This is a genomic window from Lewinella cohaerens DSM 23179 (assembly GCF_000379805.1).
GTDB lineage: Bacteria > Bacteroidota > Bacteroidia > Chitinophagales > Saprospiraceae > Lewinella > Lewinella cohaerens.
Genome location: NZ_KB903600.1, coordinates 1 through 2024, shown reverse-complemented (window position 1 = coordinate 2024; position 2024 = coordinate 1). Strand labels below are relative to the sequence as shown.

General features: G+C 51.1%; 1 pseudogene. It reads left to right on the top strand.

Annotation, left to right across the window (positions count from 1 at the left end):
• Positions 1 to 2024, top strand: a pseudogene (locus A3EU_RS0126660) (hypothetical protein); the annotation flags it as partial.

Genomic DNA, 2024 nt, shown 5'->3' with positions numbered 1-2024 from the left:
ACCGATGTAATGCGTGTAAACGTAAACCCATTACCTACACCTTCGATCACTGGCGATCTAGAAATTTGCCAAGGAGAAAGCACTACACTAACCGCAAGTGGTGGCACAAGTTACCTATGGAGCAACGGCGCTACTACGGCTAGCGTCACTGTTAACCCTGCGAGTACCAGTACTTACACTGTTACCGCAACTAATGGTAATGATTGTACTAATACAGTTAGCGCAACGGTTATTGTCAACGACAACCCTGTGGCTGCCCTTAGCGGAAACCCATTGGTTTGTAATGGACAAAGCACGACTCTTACCGCTACAGGAGCCGGAGCTGGTGGGGCTTACGCTTGGAGCACAGGCGCAACCACCGCAACGATTAGCGTTAGCCCAACGGGTATCGAAACCTATACGGTGACGGTGACCAATGCCAACGGTTGTACAGATGAAACAAGTATTACGGTTAACGAGGCACCTACGCCAACAGTCGTTGCTGCGTCTATCGAGCTGTGTGCTGGCGAATCAACAACATTAACTGCCAGTGGTGGGGCTACCTACCAGTGGGGCAGTAATGGAAACGATGCCACTACGGCAGCCATTACGGTCACGCCATTAGTGACTACTACTTATAATGTGACCGTCACCAACGCGGCAGGCTGTGCCAACGAAGCGAGCGTTACGATCACGGTATTAGAGCAACCGGTGATTACGGATGTAGCGGTTGTGCAACCGACTTCTTGTAACGGTACGGAAAACGGTACGATCACGGTTACCGCCACTGGCGCATCGGCAGTACTCCAATACCGTATCAACGGTGGTACTTGGCAAGCGAGCAATGAATTTGCTGGTTTAGGTGCGGGCACTTACAATGTAGAAGTAAGTTACACAGGCGGTCGTTGTTCGGTAGGTCCAAGTACGGTTGTTTTAAATGCAGTAACGCCTCCAAGTGTAACTGCAGGAAGTGACGACACCGCAATTTGTTTGGGTAGCACCACCACACTGATCGCTAATGGAAACGGTGGGACGGGTGTATTGACTTATACCTGGGCTCCTGGCAACCTCAGCGGGGCCAGCGTAAGTGTATCACCAACGGTAAGTACCACTTATACGGTGACCATTGAAGACGAACTGGGCTGTACCTCTACTGATGAAGTAACCATCACCGTAAATGAAAATCCAGTAGTAAGCCTGACCAAGACGGATGCTACTTGTGGGCAAGATAATGGAACCATTACCGCCAGTGTAAGCGGTGGACAAAGTGGTTATAGTTATACATGGTCACCAAACGTAAGCAGCACCGCCAACGCTACTGGCCTGGCCACGGGTGTTTATAATGTTACGGTTACGGATGCCAACGGTTGCATCGGCACCGCGAGTATTTCTATTGATAATCTAATGGGCCCATCGGTTACCGCCAGTGGCGCGACGACCATCTGTGAAGGTGCTAGCGCAACTATAACCGCTACCTCCACCAGTGGTACAGGTGCTATCACTTACACTTGGATGCCTGGTAATTTAAGCGGCGCAAGCGTAAGCATATCCCCTGCCACGACGACGACATATACGGTAACTGCTGTTGATGAAAACGGTTGTTCTTCTACGGATCAAGTGACGATCACTGTTGATCCAGCCTTCACCTCAGGCATTGATGCTGTCGCGAGCGTATGTGCGCAGGAAGGCGTATTGTTTGTTGCCAACCCTGCGGTGGCTGGAGCAACTTATAGTTGGAGTTTCAGTGGCCCGGCTACGCCAGCGACCTCTACCAATGCGAGCGAAACGGTAAGCTTCGCCAGCGCGGGTACTTACACAGCACTGCTTACGGTGAACCGTGGAACTTGTATTGAAACCTACACGCATAACATTACCATCACGGCACCCGTTTTTGCAAACGCAGGTCCTGATGTAACGATCTGTACTGGCGGGACGGTACAAATAGGTCTCCCTGCCGGGCAGGGTGGTCCAAGTGGCGCAACCTACAGTTGGTCGCCCAACACTTTCTTGAATAATACAAACATTGCGCAACCAACATCTAGCGC